This window comes from Streptomyces sp. NPDC085927, from assembly GCF_044540975.1.
Classification (GTDB): Bacteria; Actinomycetota; Actinomycetes; order Streptomycetales; family Streptomycetaceae; genus Streptomyces; species Streptomyces hirsutus.
This window is the reverse complement of sequence record NZ_JBITSN010000002.1, coordinates 574,817-595,673: the sequence shown is the minus strand read 5'-3', so window position 1 is coordinate 595,673 and position 20,857 is coordinate 574,817. Positions and strand designations below refer to the sequence as shown.

The following is a 20,857-nucleotide window of genomic DNA, read 5'->3' as shown; positions in this document are numbered from 1 at the left end:
CCCAACCAGGGGGCTGGCCTGCGTCGATATGCGTCAACTCCCTGATGACGCGGGTGCCGTGGGAACACTCACATCGAAGTGCCGTGCGTCCGGCGCCGCTTTCAGCAGAGCGGTGAGGGCACGGCCCTTCGCGGCACCATTCTCACCGCTCCCCCAGGCGATCGTCCTGCCGTCCGCCAGTTCCAGAGAGATGTCGTCATAGGAACGGACCTTGACGCTCCGCGTCGCACGGGCGACGGCGTCCGGCACCTCACGGGCGACCCGCACCGCCTCGCGCACCAGCCGGCCCTCGCCGAAGCGGCGCAGGCTCGCGGCCGTGGTACCACTCCGGCGTGTGCCCAATTCCAGCCGGGGAACACCCTTGGGTGCTCGGGAAACCGTGGCGTACCGGACACCTTCGTCGTCGATCTCGGTGAAGTCCCCGCCCTTTTCGACCACGAGAACCGGCGTGCGCTCGGTGATATTCAGCCCGATTTCGTGCGGCCAGGAACGGACCACGTCAACTGTGTCGATCCGGGGCAATTCCTCGCGGAGTCGCGAGGCGATCGCGTCCGTGTCCACCGCGACCAGCTGGTCCCCGACGGGGACATCGGCGGCCTCACGCACTGCCCCGGGGGTCAGGACCCGGGTGCCGGACACGGACACCCGCTCCACCCGGGCCAGATCGGACCCGTACAGCAGCCAGAACGTGCCGCTGCCGAAGAAGACCAGGACGACCGCCAGGATGATGATCAGACGAAGTTGCCTCCGTCTCAACCGCCGCCGCGCAGGCGGCGGCCCGGACGACTCCCGCCGGCGTTCACCGCGCTCGGCGGTGGTCGATCCGGCCACAGCACTCCCTTTCCCGCGGCGCGGTTCGCCTCCGGGGTACCCCGGCCGGTGCCGGGAGGCCGACCGTGCTCAGCCCCTCGGGCCTCCGCACGCTCGGCCTCCCGGCACCGCCGCACCCCTTCGGCTCACTCGCCGGTGTCCTAGCGGTGACGTGAGGCGATCGCCTCGTACACCATGCCGACGAGCAGGTCGTCGGCGTCCCGGCGGCCGAACTCGGCGGCGGCGCGGGACATCTCGTACAGCCGGTGCGGGTCGGCCAGGACGGGCAGCACGTTCTGCTGGACCCACTCCGGCGTCAGCTCCGCGTCGTCGACCAGAAGTCCGCCGCCGGCCTTGACCACCGGCTGGGCGTTCAGCCGCTGTTCTCCGTTGCCGATGGGCAGCGGGACGTAGGCGGCCGGGAGCCCGACGGCGGAGAGTTCGGCGACGGTCATCGCGCCCGCGCGGCAGAGCATCATGTCGGCCGCGGCGTACGCGAGGTCCATTCGGTCCACATAACCTACCGGGATATAGGGGGGCATTCCCGGCATCTGCTGCACCTGGGGCAGTTCGTTCTTCGGGCCGACCACGTGCAGGATCTGGATGCCGGCCCGCTGGAGCCACGGCGCGACCTGCTGGACGACCTCGTTCAGCCGGCGGGCGCCCTGCGAGCCGCCGGAGACCAGCAGCGTGGGCAGGTTGGGGTCGAGCCCGAACGCGGCGCGGGCCTCGGGCCGCACGGCGGCCCGGTCCAGGGTGGCGACGGAGCGGCGCAGCGGGATCCCGATGTAGCGGGCGTCGCGCAGCTTGCTGTCCGGGGTGGAGACGGCGACCTTGGCCGCGTACCGGGAGCCGATCTTGTTGGCCAGGCCGGGGCGGGCGTTGGCCTCGTGGACGATGATCGGCACACCGAGCCGCTTGGCGGCGAGGTAGCCGGGCAGGGCGACATAGCCGCCGAAGCCGACCACGGCGTCCGCCTTGGTGCGTTCCAGGATCTGCTCGGTCGCCTTGATGGTGCCGCGCAGCCGGCCCGGGACGGTGATCAGCTCGGGGGTGGGCTTGCGGGGCAGCGGCACGGCGGGGATCAGCGCCAGTTCGTACCCGCGCTCGGGTACCAGACGTGTCTCGAGACCGCGTTCCGTGCCCAGGGCCGTGATGCCCACGGACGGATCCTGCCTGCGCAGGGCATCCGCGAGGGCGAGCGCGGGCTCGATGTGGCCCGCGGTTCCTCCGCCGGCGAGTACGACATGCACCGAAATTCACCGCTCTCCGGACGAGCGTGCCGCCGTGGCGCGCCGTCGCATCGTGTTCCATCTGTGGGGTCGCTGGGTACCCCGGTCCCGCTTTCTACCAAAGCGAGGTTGCCGCATCGCAAGCGCCGCCCGCGCAGCGGGCTCGTCACGCGCGAAGGCGATCAGCAGCCCGATGGCGAACATGGTCGGCAACAGGGCGGAGCCCCCGTAGGAGAACAGCGGGAGGGGAACACCTGCGATCGGCAGCAGCCCGAGGACCGCACCCATGTTGATCACGGCCTGGGCCGTGATCCAGGTGGTCACGCCTCCCGCGGCATACCTCACGAAGGGGTCCTCCGTGCGTCCGGCCACGCGGATACCCGCATAGCCTAGAGCCGCGAACAGGGCGAGTACCGACAGCGTCCCCGCCAGGCCCAGTTCCTCACCGGTGATGGCGAAGATGAAGTCGGTGTGGGCTTCGGGCAGTTGGCCCCATTTCTCCACACTCGCGCCGAGTCCGGAACCGAAGATCCCGCCGGACGCGAGGGCGTAGATCCCGTGCACGGCCTGCCAGCAGTCGACAGGGCCCGTCTGGGGTTCGGTGGCGCCGAGACAGGCCAGCCGGGCCATGCGGTTCGGGCTGGTCCTGATGAGGAGCGCGCCGATCAGCGCGGCGACGGTCAGCACGCCGGCGAACAGCCGGGTGGGCGCCCCGGCCAGCCAGAGCAGGCCGAAGAGGATCGCCGTCAGGATGATCGCCGTGCCCATGTCGCCGCCGAGCATGATCAGTCCCAGCAGCATGAAGGCGGCCGGAACGAGCGGCACCAGCATGTGCTTCCACTGGGACAGCAGCCGCCTCTCCTGCTTGCGGGCGAGCAGGTCGGCGCCCCACAGCACCAGGGCGAGCTTGCCGAACTCGCTGGGCTGGAGCTGGAAGGAGCCGCCGACGCCGATCCAGTTCTGGTTGCCGTTGACCTCCATCCCTATCCCCGGCACCTGCACCAGGACCATCAGGAAGACGGCGCCCGCGAGGATGGGGTAGGCCAGCGCCCGGTGCAGTTTCACCGGCATCCGGGAGGCCGCGAGCAGCAGCACGGCCCCGATGCCGGCGGCCAGGAGCTGTTTGCGGAAGAAGTACGAGCCGGGCAGCGACATCTGCAGCGCGGTGATCTGGGAGGCCGAGTAGACCATCACCAGGCCGAGCACGGTGATCAGCGCGCTGCCACCGAGGATCAGGTAGTAGGCGGTCAGCGGCCGGTCCCAGGCCTTGTAGGCCCGCGCGTGGAGGGCCCTGAGGGGGTTCTCGCGGGCCGGCCGGGGTGCGGCGGGGCGGTGGGGCGCCCGCCGCACGGGAGGCCGTCCGGTGCGGCTACCGGGCATGTCGGCCTCCGCTGTGCGCCCCATGGTGCCTCGACGGTCCCACGCGTCCCTCCCAAGGTCGCCCGGCACAGGCCGGCCGGGTCAGGCACCGAGTTCGCGCACCGCCTGTGCGAACGCCTCACCGCGCCTGTTGTAGTTGGCGAACATGTCCATCGAGGCGCAGGCCGGGGCCAGCAGCACCGTGTCGCCGGGCCGGGCGAGCCGTTTCGCCTCCTGGACAGCCTGGAGCATCGCCCCAGTGTCGGTCCGGTCGAGGTCGACCACGGGTACTTCCGGTGCGTGTCGCGCCAGGGCTTCGCGGATCAGCGCGCGGTCCGCGCCGATCAGGACGACGCCGCGCAGGCGCTTCGCCGAGCCCGCGACCAGTTCGTCGAAGGCGGCGCCCTTGGCGAGTCCGCCGGCGATCCACACGATCGACTCGTAGGCCGCCAACGAGGCCTGTGCGGCATGGGTGTTGGTCGCCTTGGAGTCGTCCACCCAGGCAACCTCGTCCACGTCGGCGACGTGCGCGATGCGGTGGGCGTCCGGGGTGAAGGCGCGCAGCCCGTCCCGTACGGCCGCCGCCGGCACCCCGTAGGCGCGCGCGAGGGCGGCGGCGGCGAGGGCGTTGGCGATGTTGTGCGGGGCGGGCGGGTCGACGTCGCCGACCTCGGCGAGCTCCTGGGCGTTCTTGTGCCGGTCCTCGACGAAGGCGCGGTCGACCAGGATGCCGTCGACGACACCGAGTTGGGAGGGGCCGGGGGTGCCGAGGGTGAAGCCGACGGCCCGGCAGCCCTCCTCGACGTCGGCCTCGCGGACCAGGTCCTCGGTGGCCTTGTCGGCCACGTTGTAGACGCAGGCGACCCGGTTGCCCTCGTAGACGCGGCCCTTGTCGGCGGCGTACGCCTCCATGGAGCCGTGCCAGTCGAGGTGGTCGGGGGCGAGGTTCAGCACCGCCGCCGAGTGCGCGCGCAGGGAGGAGGACCAGTGCAGCTGGTAGCTGGACAGTTCCACGGCGAGCACGTCGTACTGCTCGTCGCCGAGCACCGCGTCGAGGAGCGAGACGCCGATGTTGCCGACGGCCGCGGTGCGCAGGCCCGCCGCCTCGAGGATCGAGGCGAGCATCCGGACGGTGGTGGTCTTGCCGTTGGTGCCGGTGACCGCGAGCCAGGGCGGGGCGTCGGGGCCGCGCAGCCGCCAGGCCAGTTCGACGTCGCCCCAGACCGGGACGCCGGCCTGTGCGGCGGCGGCGAACAACGGCTTGTCGGGCTTCCAGCCGGGGGCGGTGACGACGAGTTCGGTGCCCTCGGGGAGGGTGCTCGCGGCCTGCTCGCCGAGGCGGACGGTGACACCGAGCCGTTCCAGCTCGGCCGCCTGGCTCCGGGCGCGCTCGTCGTCGCCGTCGTTGACGACCGTGACGTGCGCGCCGAGGCCGTGCAGCGCCCTGGCCGCCGGGACGCCGGAGACGCCGAGCCCGGCGACGGTGATGTGCCTGCCCCGGAACCGGTAGGGCTCCGGGGACTGCGATGCCACTGGTGCGGTCACTTGTCCGCTGCCCATCCCGCGTAGAAGATGCCGAGTCCGACGATCACGCAGATGCCCTGGATGATCCAGAAGCGGACCACGACAAGGACTTCGGACCACCCCTTGAGTTCGAAGTGGTGCTGGAGCGGCGCCATCCGGAAGACGCGTTTCCCGGTGAGCTTGAAGGAGCCGACCTGGATGACCACCGACATGGTGATGAGGACGAACAGGCCGCCCAGGATGGCGACCAGCAGCTCGGTGCGGGAGCAGATCGCGAGGCCCGCGAGGACGCCGCCGAGGGCGAGCGAACCGGTGTCGCCCATGAAGATCTTGGCCGGCGAGGTGTTCCACCACAGGAAGCCCAGGCAGGAGCCCATCAGCGCGGAGGCGACCACCGCGAGGTCGAGGGGGTCTCTCACCTCGTAACAGGCACCCGGGTTGGTCAGGGTCGTCGCGTTGGCGCAGGACTCCTGGAACTGCCAGACGCCGATGAAGGTGTAGGCGCCGAAGACCAGGACGGAGGCGCCGGTGGCCAGACCGTCCAGACCGTCCGTCAGGTTCACGCCGTTCGACATCGCGAGGATCATGAACAGCGCCCAGATGACGAACAGCACCGGGCCGATGGTCCAGCCGAAGTCGGTGATGAACGACAGCTTGGTGGACGCCGGGGTGTTGCCCCGGTTGTCCGCGAACTGCAGGGCGAGCACGGCGAAGGTGATACCGACGATCAGCTGGCCGGACATCTTCGCCTTGGCCCGCAGGCCCAGCGAACGCCGTTTGACGATCTTGATGTAGTCGTCCAGGAAACCGACCAGGCCCATGCCCACCATCAGGCCGAGCACCAGCAGACCCGAGAAGGTCGGCGACGCGTCGGCCTTGGGGTCCAGGGAGACCGTGACCAGTTTCGCCAGGAAGTACGCGGCGACCGTCGCCAGGATGAAGGCGATACCGCCCATCGTCGGCGTACCGCGCTTGCTGGCGTGCTCGCGCGGGCCGTCGTCGCGGATGTACTGCCCGTACCCCTTGCGTGCAAGCAGCTTGATCAGCAGCGGGGTGCCGACCAGCGTCAGGAAGAGGCCAATGACTCCTGCGAACAGGATCTGCTTCATCATCGGGCGACGACCTCACCCTCGGTACCGGTCGCGAGCAGCGCCTGCGCCACGCTCTCGAGACCGACCGACCGGGACGCCTTCACGAGAACGACGTCTCCCTGGCGCAATTCACTGCGCAACAGGTCGACAGCCGCCTGTGCGTCGGACACGTGCACCGACTCCTCACCCCACGAACCCTCGTTATATGCGCCCAGTTGCAGCCAGGCGGCTTCCCTGCCCCCGACCGCGACGAGCTTGCTGACGTTGAGCCGGACGGCGAGCCGTCCGACCGCGTCGTGCTCGGCGAGCGCCTCGTCCCCGAGCTCGGCCATCTTGCCGAGCACCGCCCACGTACGACGTCCTTTGCCCATGGCCGCGAGCGCGCGCAGGGCGGCTCGCATGGACTCGGGGTTCGCGTTGTAGGCGTCGTTGACGACCGTCACGCCGTCCGGGCGCTCGGTGACCTCCATCCGCCAGCGGGAGAGGGAGCCCGCTTCGGAGAGCGCGAGTGCGATCTCGTCTGCGGACATGCCCAACTCGTGGGCGACGGCGGCCGCGGCGAGCGCGTTCGACACGTGGTGCTCACCGTACAGGCGCATGGTCACATCGCTTGCACCGGAGGGTGTGTGAAGCCTGAACGACGGCTGTCCGCTGTCCGTGAGTCGCACGTTCTCGGCCCGAACGTCCGCTTCGTCGCTCTCTCCGAAGAGGAGCACCTTCGCCTTCGTGCGGGACGCCATGGCGCGTACGAGCGGGTCGTCCGCGTTGAGGACCGCGGTGCCGTCCTCGGGGAGGGCCTCGACGAGTTCGCCCTTGGCCTGGGCGATCTGCTCCCGGCCGCCGAACTCGCCGATGTGCGCGGTGCCCACGTTGAGCACGAGGCCGATCCTCGGCGGGGTGAGACCGGCGAGGTAGCGGATGTGGCCGATTCCGCGGGCGCCCATCTCCAGTACGAGGAACCGGGTTTCCTCGGTGGCGGTGAGCGCGGTCAGCGGCAGCCCGATCTCGTTGTTGAGGGAGCCGGGGGTGAAGACGGTCGGTGCCTTGCGCCGCAGCACCTGCGCGATGAGGTCCTTGGTGCTGGTCTTGCCGGCCGAGCCGGTCAGTGCGACGAGGGTGGCGCCGAGACGCCGCACGACGTGCCGGGCGAGGGCGCCCAGCGCGCTCTGGACGTCCTCGACGACGATCGCGGGCACCCCCACGGGCCGGGAGGCGAGCACGGCGGCCGCGCCCGCCTCGACGACCGCGGCCGCGAAGTCGTGGCCGTCCACGCGTTCACCGGCGAAGGCGACGAACAGGCTGCCCGGCACCACCTCCCGTGAGTCCCGCACCACCGGCCCGGTGACCGGGACGGACGGATCCGGTATGTCGTACGTCTGCCCGCCGACGACTTCTGCGATCTCGGCGAGGGAGAGGGCGATCACAAGTTCATCCCTGGGTCTGCTGAATAGCTTCGCGAAGCACCTGGCGGTCGTCGAAGGGACGCACCACCCCGGCGATGTCCTGTCCCTGCTCGTGGCCCTTGCCGGCGACCAGCACGGCGTCGCCGGGCTGTGCGCGGGCGACGGCGGCGGCGATCGCCGCGGCCCGGTCCTCGAAGACCTGCACCTCGCCGCGTTCGTGGGCGGGCACGGAGGCCGCGCCCTCCAGCATGGTGGCGAGGATCGCGAGGGGGTCCTCGGAGCGGGGGTTGTCGGAGGTCAGGACGGCGGTGTCGGCGAGCCGGGCCGCCGCGGCGCCCATCGGCCGCCGCTTGGTGATGTCCCGGTCCCCGCCGCAGCCGAGCACCACGTGGACCTTGCCCTCGGTGACCCTGCGCAGGGCGCGCAGCACCGATTCGACGGCGTCGGTCTTGTGCGCGTAGTCGACCACCGCGAGGTACGGCTGGCCCGCGTCCACGCGCTCCAGCCGGCCGGGCACGCCGGGGACGGCGGCGACGCCGTCGGCGGCGGTCTGCGGGTCCAGTCCGGCGGCGGCGAGGGCGACGATCGCGGCGAGGGTGTTGGCCACGTTGAAGGGGCCCGGCAGCGGCGAGCGGGCGGTGATCCGCTCGCCCTCGGGACCGATCACGGTGAACGTGGAGTCGGTGGGGCCGACCACGACGCCCTCGGCGCGCCAGTCGGCGTCGGGGTGGCCCTCGGCGGAGTAGGTGATGACGGGGACGCCGGCCTCCTTGGTGAGGCGGCGGCCGTACTCGTCGTCGGCGTTGACCACGGCGAGGCGGCTGCGCAGCGGGGTGAACAGCTGCGCCTTGGCCCCGAAGTAGTCCTCCATGTCGGAGTGGAACTCCATGTGTTCCGGGCTCAGGTTGGTGAAGACGGCGATGTCGAAGACGCAGGCGTCCACCCGGCCCAGTACCAGGGCGTGGCTGGAGACCTCCATGGCGACCGCGTCGACACCGCGTTCGCGCATGACGGCGAACAGGGCCTGGAGGTCGGTGGCCTCCGGCGTGGTGCGTTCGGACTTGATGCGCTCGTCGCCGATGCGCATCTCGACGGTGCCGATCAGCCCCACCCGTCGCTCACCACCGCCCTCGGCCGGCGGCGTTCCGCCCCGGCCCTCCTCGTCCGTGCCGCGGACGGTCTTCAGGCCGCCCTCGACGAGGTAGGCGGTGGTGGTCTTGCCGGAGGTGCCGGTGATGCCGATCTGGAGCAGGTCGCGGCCCGGGTGGCCGTAGATCGTGGCCGCCAGTTCGCCCATGCCCGCGCGGGGGTCGTCGACCACCAGGGCGGGCAGGCCGGCCGCGGCGACGCGTTCGGCGCCGCTCGGGTCGGTGAGCACGGCGACCGCGCCGAGGCCCGCTGCCTGGTTGACGAAGTCGGCGCCGTGCACGCGGGCGCCGGGGAGGGCGGCGTACAGGTCACCGGGGCGCACCGCGCGCGAGTCATGGGTGATGCCCGTGACGTCGGCGGTCCGCTGCGGCACGGTGGTACCCAGTTGACGGGCGAGTTCCGCGAGGGGGGTGGCGGTGACCCGCGCCGGCCGGGGCGGCCCGGGGAATGTCACGGGGTGGCCCTTCTGAGTGGTTTGGGACTGATCAGCGTGTGGCACGGCGGTGAGCGTACCGGGCTCCCCCGCCGCGGAGCGAAAGAGGGGGCCGTGCGCGGTGCCGTCCGGCGGGGAGCCGTGTCCGGCGGCGGGGTCCGCTACGGGGTGGGGGGTGTTCCGTTTCCCGGGGTCGGGAGTATTCCGTTTCCCGGGGTCGGGGGTGATCGTTGTCACGGGCTGTTCCTGGGTGGTTCCGTGCGGGCCGGACGCGAGGGTTCGCGTCCGGTCAGCGCTTGAAGGTGACCGGGAAGTTGGCCGGTTCGGCACCGGTCGGCGGCACCTGGAGGGTCTTGAGGGCGAACTCCATGACCTGCTTGTAGACGGGTCCGCAGATCTGGCCGCCGAAGTAACTGCCCTCGGTGGCGTTCTGGATGACGCAGGAGACGGTGACCCGGGGCTGGTCGGCGGGTGCGAATCCGGCGAAGGAGGAGGTGTAGCCGTGGTACTTGCCGGTGGCCGGATCCACGCGGTTGGCCGTACCCGTCTTCCCCGCCACCCGGTAGCCGGGGATGCGCGCCTTGGTGCCGGTGCCCTCCTCGTCGTCCACGACCGACTCCAGCATCCGGGCGAGCGTCTTCGCCGTCTTCTGGCTGACGACCCGTGTCTTCTCGGGCTTCGGGGCGGGGGTGAAGCTCCCGTCGGGCTCCTTGGTGCCGCGCACCAGTGCGGGTTCGACGCGTACGCCGCCGTTGGCGATGGTGGAGTAGACGGACGCGGCCTGCATGGCGTTGACGGACACGCCCTGGCCGAAAGGAATCGTGTACTGCTGGGAGGTCGACCAGGTGCCGGGCGGGGCGAGGATGCCCTTGGTCTCGCCGGGGAAGCCGAGTCCGGTGTGGCTGCCGAGGCCGAAGGCGCGCAGGTAGTCGTAGAGCACCTTGTTGGCGGCGGCCTGGGTCTTGCCGAGCTGGCCGGTGGCCAGAATGGTGCCGATGTTGCTGGACTTGGCGAGCACCCCGTTGAGGGTGAGGTACCAGGTCGGGTGGTCGACGTCGTCCTTGAACAGGCGGTCGCCGCGGTGCAGCCGGTTCGGCACGACGACATGCGTCTGCGGGGTGGCCGCTCCCTCCTCCAGCACGGCTGCCATGGACATGACCTTGGCGGTGGATCCGGGCTCGAAGGCGTCCTGGAGGGCCGCGTTGCCGAGGGCCGCCGGATCGGCCTCGGAAAGGTCGTTGGGGTCGAAGCCGGGCGCGTTGGCCATGGCGAGGACCTCGCCGGTGCGGGTGTCCTGGACGATGACGTAGCCGCGGTCGGCCTTCGACTTCTCCACCTGCTCGCTGATGGCGTTCTGCGCGGCCCACTGGATGTCGCGGTCGATGGTGAGCTCGACGTCGCTGCCGGGGACGGCCGGCGTCTCGCTGGAGTCCAGGGTCGGCACCAGACGGCCGCCGGACTGGGCGTAGCGGATCTTGCCGTCCTCGCCGGCGAGCCGCTTGTCCAGCTGGAGTTCGATGCCGCCGCCGCCCTTGCCCTCGGCGTTGACCCAGCCCAGTATCCCGGCGGCGAGTTCGTTGTTGGGGTACACCCGCTTGCTGGTGGGCACGGACAGGACGCCGGCCAGGACGTTGACGGAGGACGTGTCGGTCTCCGCCTTCTTGGCCAGCGCGGACTTCAGGTCCTTGATCTGCTGCCACACCTGGGGGGTCTGGCGGCTCGCGAGCTTGACGTAGCGCAGGGCCTTGTTGTCCGGCCGCAGCTTGTCGACCAGCTGGTCCTGGTCCTGGCCGAGGATCGGGGCGAGGAGGGCGGCGGCCTGTTCGGGACCGTCGGCGATCTCCAGTTGGTCGGGGGCGAACATCGTGGGGTCGGCGGTGATGTCGTAGGCGTCCTCGCTGGTCGCCAGGGCGACGCCGTTGCGGTCGGTGATCCTGCCGCGCTCGGCGTCCAGCACCTGGCCGACGTAGAGGCTCTGTCCGGCCTTCGCGGCATAGGTGTCGGCCTTGACGGCCTGCACCTGGAGCAGGCGTACGACGAAGACGCTCAGGACCAGGGCCAGCGCCAGGCCGATCAGGCGCAGCCGGGGGCGCGGGCTGCCCAGCCGGATGACCTTCGGGGCCGCCGGGCCGCCCGGCGGCCGGGGGCGGGGGCGGGAGGCCGGCCGGGGGTCACGGGCCTGCCGGGCGCCGGGACCGGGGCGCTGCCCGGCGCCCGGGCGGGCGGGCCGGGCGGGGCCGGGCACGCGGCGGCGGGGCGGTTCCCTGTCGGACACTTCCGTCACCTGCCGGGGGTCGATGCGGGGGTGGACGTGGGGTCTGCCGCCGCGCCCGGTACCGCGCCGGGCGCCGTGCCCGGGAGCGTGGCCGTCACGGTGGCCAGCGCCTCGGGGGCGAGCACCAGGGGGGCCCGGGAGGCGGCGGCGGGGCTGGGGACGCCCCTGACCTTGCCGTCGGGGTTCAGGAAGGCGGGGTCGCCGCCGGGCACCATGCCCAGCTCGCGGGCCCGGCGCTGGAGGGCGTCGGGGGCGGAGTAGGCGTCGATGTCCCGCTGGAGTGCCTGTTCCTCGTCGGTGAGGCTCTTCGTCTCCCGCTTGAGGTCGTCGAGCCGGAACGCGCCCTCGCTGAGGGCCGAGTTCAGCACCAGCAGCACGATCAGGCCGCCGCCCAGGAGGAGGACGACCAGCAGCACGAAGGGGGTACGGGCCGCCTGGGCCCGTCCCGTGGGGAGGAGCTGCGCGAGACGGGCCGCCCTCCCCCTCAGTTCGGGTTTCCTGCTCACTCACACTCCCCTGGGTTCGCCCGAAGCCTGCCTTCCGTGCCCGAGTGTCCCGCACGTCATTCGAGGTGCTCCCGGACGCGCTGGGCGCCCCGCAGCCGTGCGGGTGCCGCTCGCCGGTTCTCGGCGATCTCCTCCTCGGTGGGAAGTTCGGCACCGCGTGTCAGCAGCTTGAGCCGGGGCTGGTAGCGCTCGGGGACGATCGGCAGCCCGGGGGGCGCGGTGGTGGCGGCACCCGCCGCGAGTACCTGCTTGACCAGCCGGTCCTCCAGGGAGTGGTACGACAGCACGGCGATCCGGCCGCCGACGTCGAGCGCCCGCACCGCGGCCGGGATCGCCCGCTCCAGCACGGAGAGCTCGCCGTTGACCTCGATGCGCAGGGCCTGGAAGGTGCGCTTGGCCGGGTTGCCTCCGGTGCGCTTGGCGGCCTGCGGCAGCGCGTCCCGGATCAGCTCGACCAGGCGTGCGCTGGTGGTGAACGGTTCCTTCTCCCGCTCGCGCACCACCGCGGCCACGATCCGCTTGGCCTGCTTCTCCTCGCCGTAGGCGCGCAGGATGCGGACGAGGTCGCCGGGCGGGTAGGTGTTGAGGACCTCGGCGGCGCTGATGCCGGCCGACTGGTCCATCCGCATGTCGAGCGGGGCGTCCTGGGCGTAGGCGAAGCCGCGGTCGGCCTCGTCGAGCTGCATGGAGGACACGCCCAGGTCGAACAGGACGCCCTGCACGCGTGGGACGCCGAGCCGGTCGAGCACGTCGGGGAGTTCGTCGTAGACGGCGTGGACCGGGGTGGCGCGCTCGCCGAAGGGGGCGAGCCGCTCGCCGGACAGGCGCAGCGCCTCCTTGTCCCGGTCCAGGGCGATCAGCCGCGCCTCGGGGAACCGGGTCAGCAGGGCCTCGCTGTGGCCGCCGAGGCCGAGGGTGCAGTCGACGACCACGGCTCCCGGCTGCTCCAGGGCGGGTGCCAGCAGGTCCAGGCACCGCCGGAGCATCACCGGAACGTGCCGGGCCTGCCCGCCCGTGTTCGCATGCGCTTCGCGCCCCATGGGTTCTGGGCCCTCTTCTCAAGGTCCGGCGCGGCCGTGACGCACCGCCGGGTCCCCGCCCCTCCCCCGGTGTGGACGGGGCGGCCTGCCGGCGCCGGAGGCGACAGCCGGCCGGGAACGGGAGGAGGCCGAGCCGTACGTACGCGCAGCGCACGCGGGGAGATCTCCGGGACGCTGCCCGGTTCTCCGGGGGAAATCAGTGCAGCGGGGAGTCTCGCCTCCCGCTTCGCGTCACTTTAGTCCACGGTGTCGCCCGGTCAATCAACCGGCCTGTGCGGCGCGGCCCTCGGCGTGAGGACAGCCGCATCGCAGGCGAACCACTCGTGCGAGAGGACTCACGCCCCTCTTGTGGGTCATCTCACACCAAAGATGGATGACGTTCTTTGTCCTGTCTCACAGCGAGCCCCGACGGCAGGTGACCAGTACCGTCATGACTATGACGACTTCTGCATCGGTTCCCGCGGGTCCGGAAAGCGCGACAGTCGGCCAGGGCACGGTCACCGACCGTCTGGTGGACGCGAACGAGCAGTACGCCGGCGCGTTCGTCGATCCCGGGATGGACGCCCGGCCCGTCCTCCGTGTCGCCGTGGTGGCCTGCATGGACGCCCGGCTCGACCTGCACGCCGCGCTCGGTCTCGAGCTCGGCGACTGTCACACCGTCCGCAACGCCGGAGGTGTCGTCACCGACGACGTGATCCGGTCCCTGACCATCAGCCAGCGCGCACTCGGCACCCGCAGCGTGGTGCTCATCCACCACACCAACTGCGGTCTGGAGTCCCTTACCGAGGAGTTCCGGCACGACCTGGAGATGGAGGTCGGCCAGCGGCCCGCCTGGGCCGTGGAGGCCTTCCGGGACGTGGACCAGGACGTACGGCAGTCGATGCAGCGGGTGCGCACCTCGCCGTTCCTGCTGCACACCGACGACGTGCGCGGATTCGTCTTCGATGTGAAGACCGGTCTGCTGCGCGAGATCGACCCCGCCTGACCCGTCGGCCCGCTCCGAGGACGCCCTTCGCCGGGGATTCGCGCGCCCGTTCTCCGGATTTCACAAGGTCGAACGACATTCACAAATGTCGCACGACCTGACGTATCGCCGCCAGTTGTCCACAGGCGAGTGACACGAATCGGTAACGGCGGCAAGAATGCGGGAGTGGTGCCGTGTGGAACTTTTCCCGCACGGTGTCCGTGATTCGGGGTGGGCCGGTCCACACAGCAAGGCGTCGGCCCGGACATTTGGGGCCCCCGTTCCTTCGGAGCGGGGGGAAAGGCCGAGGAGGGCCGGGTGACGACCTATGACGATCGAGCGAGCCTCACTGATCTGACCGCCGTGGTCGAGCGCGTGCGGAGTTCGGTGGAGGGCGTGATCGAGGGCAAGCCCGAGGTCGTACGGCTCTCGCTGACCGTGCTGCTCGCCGAGGGACATCTGCTCATCGAGGATGTCCCGGGCGTCGGCAAGACGATGCTGGCCAAGGCGCTGGCGCGGTCCATCGACTGCTCGGTGCAGCGCATCCAGTTCACACCGGACCTGCTGCCGTCGGACATCACCGGTGTGTCCATCTGGGACCAGCAGCGCCGCGACTTCGAGTTCAAGCCGGGTGCCATCTTCGCGCAGGTGGTGATCGGCGACGAGATCAACCGCGCGTCGCCGAAGACGCAGTCCGCGCTCCTGGAGTCGATGGAGGAGCGCCAGGTCACCATCGACGGCACGACCTACCACCTGCCCAGCCCCTTCATGGTGGTGGCGACGCAGAACCCGGTCGAGATGGAGGGCACCTATCCGCTGCCGGAGGCCCAGCGCGACCGGTTCATGGCCCGTGTCTCGGTCGGCTATCCGAGCCCCGAGGCCGAGCTGGAGATGCTGGACGTGCACGGTGGTGTCTCCCCGCTGGAGGACCTCCAGCCGGTGGCGCACGCGCACGAGATCCTGAAGCTGATCGAGGCGGTGCGCATGGTCCATGTGGCCGAGCCGGTCCGCCGGTACGTGGTGGAGCTGGTCGGCGCCACCCGCACGCACCCCGACCTCAGACTCGGTGCCTCTCCGCGCGCGACGCTGCACCTGCTGCGCGCCGCGAAGGCGTCCGCGGCGCTGAACGGCAGGGAGTACGCGCTGCCGGACGACGTGCAGGCGCTCGCCGGGGCCGTCCTGGCACACCGGCTGCTGCCCACCGCCCAGGCCCAGCTCAACCGCCGCACGGCCGAGCAGGTGGTGCAGGAGATCCTGCAGCACACGCCGGTACCGGCCGCGGCCCCGCAGGAGACCGGCATCGGCGTGGGCCGCGGCGGCCCCGGGTACGGCCGGCAGCAGCCGCGGAGGCTGTGATGACGACCGCGGGATCGGTCCGCGCGGAGGGCGACCACAGTGACCGGGGCGGCCTGCGCACGGCTCTGGCCGGGCTGACCACCCGCGGGCGCTCCTTCCTGGCCGCCGGTGCGGCCGCCGCGGTCTGCGCCTACGTGCTCGGGCAGAGCGATCTGCTGCGGGTCGGGCTGCTGCTGGCGGTGCTGCCGCTGGTGTGCGCGGGCGTGCTCTACCGGACCCGCTACCGGGTCGCCGGCAGCCGCCGGCTCTCCCCCCCGCGGGTACCGGCCGGCTCCGAGGCCCGGGTGCATCTGCGGATGGACAACGTGTCCCGGATGCCCACGGGCCTGCTGATGCTCCAGGACCGGGTGCCCTACGTGCTCGGGCCGCGGCCCCGGTTCGTGCTGGACCGGGTGGAGGCGGGCGGGCGCCGCGAAGTGTCCTACCGGGTCCGCTCCGACCTGCGCGGCCGCTACCCGCTGGGCCCGCTGCAGCTGCGCCTGTCCGACCCGTTCGGGATGTGCGAGCTGACCCGGTCCTTCTCCACGTACGACACGCTGACGGTGATCCCGCGCGTGGAGCCGCTGCCGCCGGTGCGGCTGAGCGGTGAGGCCAAGGGGTACGGCGACGGGCGGCAGCGTTCGCTGGCGCTGGCCGGTGACGACGACGTGATCCCGCGCGGCTACCGGTACGGCGACGATCTGCGCCGGGTGCACTGGCGTTCCACCGCGCGCTACGGCGAGCTGATGGTGCGCCGCGAGGAGCAGCCGCAGCGGGCCCGGTGCTCGGTCCTGCTGGACACCCGGGCCGTCGCCTACGACGGCGCGGGCCCGGACTCGGCGTTCGAGTGGGCGGTGTCGGGTGCGGCGTCCGTGCTGACGCACATGCTGGAGCGGGGTTTCTCGGTGCGGCTGCTGACCGACACCGGCACGTCGGTGCCGGGCGAGGGCTCCGACGGGTTCGTGGGCGCGAGCCAGGAGTCGGCGGACGCGGCCGGGCTGCTGATGGACACCCTCGCGGTGGTCGACCACTCCGACGGGGCGGGTCTGTCCCTGGCGTACGACGTGCTCCGCGGCGGGAACGAGGGGCTGCTGGTGGCCTTCCTCGGTGATCTCGACGAGGAGCAGGCGGCGGTGCTCGCCCGGATGCGGCAGCGCAGCCGGGGAGCGGTCGCCTTCCTCCTGGACAGCGGGGCCTGGCTGCGGGAACCGTCGGGCGTGCCCGGTCCGTTGGACGGTGGCGGGGAGCGGCCGCGGATGCTGCGCGAGGCGGGCTGGACGGTGGTGAGCGTGCCACGGGGTGCCTCCCTGGAGGAGCAGTGGCGGCTGGCGGACCGGGAGCGTTCCGGCCTGGCGGCCGCGAGCGGTGGGGAGGGAGCAGGGTGAGTGGACGACTGCGGCTGACGGTTGCCTCGTGGGCGGCCACGCTGCTGGCCGCGTGCGCGCTGCTGCCGCTGGTCGAGCCGCCCTTTTGGATCGTGCAGGCGGCCTTTCTGCTGGCGGTGCAGTCGGGCGTGGGCGCGCTGGCCCGGCGGGTGCCGCTGGCGCGCCCGCTGACGGTGGCGGTGCAGGCCCTTGTCGCGCTCGTGCTGCTGACGCTGGTCTTCGCGCGTGAGCACGCGTTCGCCGGCCTGCTGCCGGGACCGGACGCGTTCCGCTTCTTCGCCGGGCTGCTCGACCAGGGCGGGACGGACGTCGGCCGTTATGCGATACCGGCGCCGCTGTCCGAGGGCATCCAGTTGATGCTGATCGGCGGCGTCCTGGTGATCGGGCTGCTGGTGGACGCCCTCGCGGTGACCTTCCGCAGCGCGGCACCGGCCGGGCTGCCGCTGCTCGCGCTGTACTCCGTCGCCGCGGGTCTGTCCGACGGCGGGGCCGACTGGCTGTGGTTCCTGCTGGCGGCGGCCGGCTATCTGATGCTGCTGCTCGTGGAGGGGCGCGAGCGGCTCTCCCAGTGGGGGCGGGTCTTCGGCGGGGTGGCGCAGGGCTCGCCCGGCGAGCCGGGCGGGGCCCGTGCCCCGGTGCGCACCGGCCGGCGGATCGGGGTGCTCGCGGTGGGCATCGCCCTGGTGGCACCGCTCGCTCTGCCCACCATGAACGGCGGCCTGCTGGACCCGGCGGGTTCGGGGGCCGGCCCGGGTTCCGGCGGGGGCGGCACGATCTCCGCGGTGAACCCGCTGGTGTCACTGCGCGACTCGCTGAACGTGAACGAGGACCGCCAGGTCCTGTCGGTGCGCTCCGAGGCGGAGAACGTCTCGGACCTGTATCTGCGGATCGTGTCCCTGGACGACTTCGACGGCACCACCTGGAAGCCGTCCAAACGGTCCATCACCACGGTGCCCGACGGTGCCTTCCCCACCCCGGCCGGTCTCGGCCCGGACGTCGAGCGCGAGGAGATCGGCACGACGATCTCGACCGCCGACTGGTACGGGCAGGACTGGCTGCCGATGCCGTATCCGCCGAGCGGCGTGGACATCAGGGGCAACTGGCGTTACGAACCGGTCGGGATGACGCTGGTCGGCGACCACGGCCAGGACACCCGGGGACTGACCTATCAGGTACGCAGTCTGAACGTGCGGCCCACGCCGGAGCAGCTGGCCGACGCGTCGGCGCCGCCGGCCGCCCTGGAGCGGGACTACACCGAGCTGCCCGACTCGCTGCCCGCGGTGGTGTCCCGGACCGCCCGCGAAGTCACCGAGGGGGCGACGAACGCGTACGACCAGGCGGTCATGATCCAGGAGTACTTCACCCTGAGGGGCGGCTTCGAGTACGACACCGAGGTCGACGTCGGCAGCGGCTCGGATGCGATCGCCCGCTTCCTGAGGGACAAGGAGGGCTTCTGCGTCCACTTCTCCTTCGCCATGGCGTCGATGGCCCGGTCCCTGGACATACCCGCCCGGGTCGCGGTGGGCTTCGCGCCCGGCACCCCGCAGGCGAACGGCACGGTGGCGGTGGGGCTGCGGGACGCGCACGCCTGGCCCGAGCTGTACTTCGAGGGCGTGGGCTGGACCCGTTTCGAGCCGACGCCCACGCGCGGTTCGGTGCCGGCCTACACCGTGCCGGACACCCCGGAGAGCACGCTGCCCGACCCGGCGCGGCCGTCCGAGGCGGAGCCCTCGGAACCCTCGGCCGCCCCGTCGGAGAGCGAGAGCTGCTCGGTGCAGCAGCGGCAGCTGGACGGCTGCGCGAGCGAGGCGCCCCTGGCGACGCTGCCCACGGACGGCGACGGGCCGAAGTGGTACGTGGTGCTGGCGTGGGCGCTGGGCGGTCTCGCCGTCCTCGTGCTGCCGCTGGCACCGATGCTGTGGCGGCTGCGGGCCCGTTCGGTGCGCCTGGGCGCGCACGGCCGGTCCGAGGCGGGCACGGCGGCGCACACCCTGGCCGTCTGGGACGAGCTGACGGACACGGCGTGGGACGTCGGTATCTCCCTGGACGAGTCGCTGACCCCGCGCAAGGCGGCGGCCCGGATCGTCCGGCTCGGCCGGCTCGACCCGGAGGCCGCGGCCTCGGTGCACCGGGTGGCGGATGCCGTGGAGCAGGTCCTCTACGCGCCGCGGCCGCGCCCGACGGCGGGCCTCGCGGACGACGTGCGCCGGGTGACGGACGGACTGAGGTCCGGGGCCGGCCGGGGCATGCGGCTGCGCGCGCTGTTCCTGCCGCGTTCCACTGTGCGGGTGGTCTGGGCGGTGTCGGCCCGGTGGGCCGCCGTGCGGGACCGCGTCCTCGCCCTGCGGCCGGCATGGCGCAGGCCCTCGCGGCAGCAGGGCTGACGGGCCTGGTCCGGGCCGGTCGGCGCCGGGCCCGGACCCTGCCGGGCAGGTGACCTGCCGGGCAGGTGATCCCGGCTGAACGGGTGCGCGGTGAGGGGCGGGACGACCGGAGGCCGTCCCCCGCCCCTCACCTTCGTAACGGTGCTCCTTGCCATGACCGGCGCCCGGCGTCGATCCGGGCGCGGAGCGGCCACGCGTGGGCCCGGGTGCGGACACGCGTCAGGGGGTGACCACCGAGCTGGTGGTCACCCCCTGACACATGCTCTTCGCGCAGGTCCTGGAGTGGGGTGGGGAGCTACTGCCCGCCGCCCTGTTCGTCGCGGCGGCGCTGCCAGCGCTCCTCTATACGGTTCATCACGGAGCGCCGCTGCCTGCCCTGCCGGCCGGACTGCGGCACGCCGGTGGAGCCGACGGCGCCGGCGACGTCGGCCGCCTGCTCACCGGGCTTGGGCGCCTTGCGCCAGCCGGTCACCGCGAGAACCGCGCAGCCCAGCATGACGAGGAAGCCCACCACACTGAGCCAGACCTGCTGGGCGACCATTCCGGCCATGAGGAGCGCAATACCTACGAGGAAGCCCACGATCGCCTGGTAGACCCGCCGACGGGTGTACGTACGCAGGCCACTTCCCTCGAGCGCCGACGCGAACTTGGGATCTTCGGCGTACAGCGCTCGCTCCATTTGCTCGAGCATGCGCTGCTCGTGCTCCGAGAGCGGCACGGCGTCCTCCTCATCGTGCAGTCGCCGGGGGCGACCCGGGGGGTCACTTCAGGATAGGCAGGGATTCGCCCCCATGAAACCCGCCCCTCTGCGCCAATCGGCCAACCGGCACCCGCCATGGGCGTCCCGGACCTCTCGAGGCTTCTCATTCCCCGATGGCCAGGCCGTCATGCCGGACGGTCTCCCTCGATCATACGGTGCCCAGCCGCCATTCGGGGGGCCTGTGGCGGACTCCATGCGCTGCGCGGCCGACGGACGCGTCGCTGATCAGCGACGCGTCACAGGCGGCTGCTCAGGCACCTTCGGCCCCCGGTGCCTCACCGAGCACATGGAGCTGGGTGGCCACGGAGTGGAAGGCGGTGAGTTCGGCCGCCGCGGCCTCCAGCTTCAGCAGCGCGTCGAGGGCGCCGGGCTCGGTGTCCACCAGCCCGCCGGGGACGAGGTCGGCGAAGACCCGTACGCCGTGCACGGCGCCGACCCGCAGGCCCGCTCCCTCGACCAGACCGCTGAGCTGCTCGGCGGTGAAGCGGTGCGGCACGGGGTCGCCGGTGCCCCATCGGCCGTTCGGGTCGTCGAGCGCCTGCCGGGCCTCCTTGAAGTGACCGGCCAGGGCGCGGGAGAACACGGCGCCCCCGAGGCCGGCGGCGAGCAGGCTGAGGACGCCTTCGGGGCGCAGGGCGGCCACGGTGTTGCGCACGCCCTCGGCCGGGTCGTCGACGTACTCCAGGACTCCGTGGCACAGCACCACGTCGTAGCCGCCGCGCTCGGCGACGTCGAAGAGGCCGTGGGCGTCGCCCTGGACGCCGCGGACCCGGTCGGCGACGTCGGCCTCGGCGGCGCGGCGCTCCAGGGCGAACAGCGCGTTGGGGCTGGGGTCGACGACGGTGACCCGGTGGCCGAGGCGGGCCACGGGCACGGCGAAGTTGCCGCTGCCGCCGCCGGTGTCGAGGACGTCCAGCGCCGGCCGTCCGGTCGCCTTGACCCGGCGCTCCAGGACGTCCTGGAGGACCTCCCAGACCACGGCGGTACGGAGAGCGGCGCGGGGGCGCAGGGTGTCCGACACGGCAGTTGACTCCTCGGCGCGGCACCGCCTCGTTCACGGCGGAGCGATCGGGCTGCCTCCCCGGTCCGGACAGGGAGCGCGGAGGCTTCAGGCGTCTTCCACCCTATTGCCTGCGCCGCATTGCCCGCGCCGCGCTGTCCCGCCACCGCCGGACGGGGCAGCGCGGCGCGGGGGCCGGGAGGAGCG

Annotated in this window: 16 protein-coding genes; 4 read left to right on the top strand and 12 right to left on the bottom strand. The window is 72.2% G+C overall.

Going from position 1 to position 20,857, the window contains the following annotated elements:
• Nucleotides 1-33: 33 nt before the first annotated feature.
• The 10 genes from ACIF80_RS07650 to rsmH form a co-directional block, all read right to left on the bottom strand.
• Nucleotides 34-831, bottom strand: a complete 798-nt coding sequence (locus tag ACIF80_RS07650) for a cell division protein FtsQ/DivIB (RefSeq protein WP_399800627.1) — start codon at nt 829-831, stop codon at nt 34-36.
• A gap of 140 nt (nt 832-971) precedes the next feature.
• The gene (gene murG, locus ACIF80_RS07645) at nt 972-2,063 is read right to left on the bottom strand and encodes an undecaprenyldiphospho-muramoylpentapeptide beta-N-acetylglucosaminyltransferase (RefSeq protein ID WP_399800625.1); all 1,092 of its coding nucleotides are present in this window, start codon (nt 2,061-2,063) and stop codon (nt 972-974) included.
• 6 nt (nt 2,064-2,069) lie between these two features.
• Nucleotides 2,070-3,422: a putative lipid II flippase FtsW gene (gene ftsW / locus ACIF80_RS07640; protein WP_399800622.1), complete on the bottom strand. Its 1,353-nt coding sequence runs from the start codon at nt 3,420-3,422 to the stop codon at nt 2,070-2,072.
• 81 nt (nt 3,423-3,503) lie between these two features.
• A complete protein-coding gene (gene murD, locus ACIF80_RS07635; protein ID WP_399800619.1) occupies nt 3,504-4,961 on the bottom strand; it encodes a UDP-N-acetylmuramoyl-L-alanine--D-glutamate ligase in 1,458 nt (485 codons plus the stop codon).
• Nucleotides 4,943-6,034 carry a phospho-N-acetylmuramoyl-pentapeptide-transferase gene (mraY, locus tag ACIF80_RS07630; RefSeq protein ID WP_399801239.1) on the bottom strand — a complete coding sequence of 364 codons (1,092 nt, stop codon included), beginning with the start codon at nt 6,032-6,034 and terminating at the stop codon, nt 4,943-4,945. Before mraY ends, murD begins: the two co-directional genes overlap by 19 nt.
• Entirely contained in the window at nt 6,034-7,440 is a 1,407-nt protein-coding gene (gene murF / locus ACIF80_RS07625) for a UDP-N-acetylmuramoyl-tripeptide--D-alanyl-D-alanine ligase (RefSeq protein ID WP_399800616.1), read from the bottom strand. Before murF ends, mraY begins: the two co-directional genes overlap by 1 nt.
• Nucleotides 7,441-7,444: 4 nt before the next feature.
• On the bottom strand, nt 7,445-9,022 hold the full coding sequence (locus tag ACIF80_RS07620) for a UDP-N-acetylmuramoyl-L-alanyl-D-glutamate--2,6-diaminopimelate ligase (protein ID WP_399800614.1): 1,578 nt from the start codon (nt 9,020-9,022) through the stop codon (nt 7,445-7,447).
• Between the two features lie 268 nt (nt 9,023-9,290).
• Nucleotides 9,291-11,276 carry a peptidoglycan D,D-transpeptidase FtsI family protein gene (locus ACIF80_RS07615; RefSeq protein ID WP_399800612.1) on the bottom strand — a complete coding sequence of 662 codons (1,986 nt, stop codon included), beginning with the start codon at nt 11,274-11,276 and terminating at the stop codon, nt 9,291-9,293.
• Nucleotides 11,277-11,281: 5 nt separating this feature from the next.
• On the bottom strand, nt 11,282-11,782 hold the full coding sequence (locus ACIF80_RS07610) for a septum formation initiator family protein (RefSeq protein ID WP_399800609.1): 501 nt from the start codon (nt 11,780-11,782) through the stop codon (nt 11,282-11,284).
• 56 nt (nt 11,783-11,838) lie between these two features.
• The gene (rsmH, locus tag ACIF80_RS07605) at nt 11,839-12,822 is read right to left on the bottom strand and encodes a 16S rRNA (cytosine(1402)-N(4))-methyltransferase RsmH (RefSeq protein ID WP_399800608.1); all 984 of its coding nucleotides are present in this window, start codon (nt 12,820-12,822) and stop codon (nt 11,839-11,841) included.
• Between the two features lie 436 nt (nt 12,823-13,258).
• Between rsmH and ACIF80_RS07600 the strand changes: the two genes are divergently transcribed.
• From ACIF80_RS07600 to ACIF80_RS07585, 4 genes are all read left to right on the top strand, one after another.
• Complete coding sequence (locus ACIF80_RS07600; RefSeq protein WP_399800605.1) at nt 13,259-13,807, top strand: beta-class carbonic anhydrase; 549 nt, start codon at nt 13,259-13,261, stop codon at nt 13,805-13,807.
• A gap of 297 nt (nt 13,808-14,104) precedes the next feature.
• Nucleotides 14,105-15,142, top strand: a complete 1,038-nt coding sequence (locus tag ACIF80_RS07595) for an AAA family ATPase (RefSeq protein WP_399800603.1) — start codon at nt 14,105-14,107, stop codon at nt 15,140-15,142.
• The gene (locus ACIF80_RS07590; protein WP_399800600.1) at nt 15,142-16,506 is read left to right on the top strand and encodes a DUF58 domain-containing protein; all 1,365 of its coding nucleotides are present in this window, start codon (nt 15,142-15,144) and stop codon (nt 16,504-16,506) included. Before ACIF80_RS07595 ends, ACIF80_RS07590 begins: the two co-directional genes overlap by 1 nt.
• Nucleotides 16,503-18,890, top strand: coding sequence for a DUF3488 and DUF4129 domain-containing transglutaminase family protein (locus ACIF80_RS07585; RefSeq protein WP_399800597.1), 2,388 nt, complete (start codon nt 16,503-16,505; stop codon nt 18,888-18,890). Before ACIF80_RS07590 ends, ACIF80_RS07585 begins: the two co-directional genes overlap by 4 nt.
• Before the next feature lie 295 nt (nt 18,891-19,185).
• On the opposite strand, the gene ACIF80_RS07580 is transcribed toward ACIF80_RS07585, so the two are convergent.
• Together ACIF80_RS07580 and ACIF80_RS07575 are read right to left on the bottom strand one after the other, a co-directional pair.
• The gene (locus tag ACIF80_RS07580) at nt 19,186-19,608 is read right to left on the bottom strand and encodes a DUF3040 domain-containing protein (RefSeq protein ID WP_399800595.1); all 423 of its coding nucleotides are present in this window, start codon (nt 19,606-19,608) and stop codon (nt 19,186-19,188) included.
• A 292-nt stretch (nt 19,609-19,900) separates the two neighbouring features.
• Nucleotides 19,901-20,671 carry a methyltransferase gene (locus ACIF80_RS07575; protein ID WP_399800592.1) on the bottom strand — a complete coding sequence of 257 codons (771 nt, stop codon included), beginning with the start codon at nt 20,669-20,671 and terminating at the stop codon, nt 19,901-19,903.
• Between the last annotated feature and the right edge of the window lie 186 nt (nt 20,672-20,857).